General features: G+C 31.1%; 1 protein-coding gene. It reads left to right on the top strand.

The genetic code is table 11. The features are described 5' to 3' along the window. Positions 1–126: 126 nt before the first annotated feature. Positions 127–425 (top strand): IS200/IS605 family transposase (gene tnpA / locus ACQRD5_RS17230; protein WP_427747122.1); only part of this gene is annotated, 299 nt, incomplete at its 3' end.

Raw genomic sequence — 425 nt, 5'->3', positions numbered from 1 at the left:
TTGTATTGAAAACCACTGGCTATGCCGGTGGATAAAATGGCTTAAGCTCTGCATAGAAAAAACTCCTATGATATAATTGCAACGACTGACAATCGTAAAACAAATTAATCATAGGAGGTGTGTCGTATGAGTAACGACATAGAAAGCTTATCACACACAAAATGGAGGTGTCAATATCATATAGTATTTGCACCAAAATATAGAAGACAAATAATATACGGGAAATATAAGGCTGAAATTGGGAAAATATTAAGAACTATATGTATAAGGCATGGAGTAGAAATAATCAAAGCGAATGCTTGTCCAGATCATATACATATGTTGGTTGCAATTCCACCAAAAATGAGTGTATCAAAATTTATGGGAATATTAAAAGGAAAAAGTAGTTTAATGATTTTTGATAGATTTGCAAATTTAAAATATAA

The sequence above is a fragment of the Clostridium sp. SGI.024 genome, from assembly GCF_050315195.1.
Taxonomy (GTDB): Bacteria; Bacillota; Clostridia; order Clostridiales; family Clostridiaceae; genus Clostridium.
The sequence above is the reverse complement of the archived record's forward strand: the minus strand, read 5'-3'. Positions and strand labels throughout refer to the sequence as shown.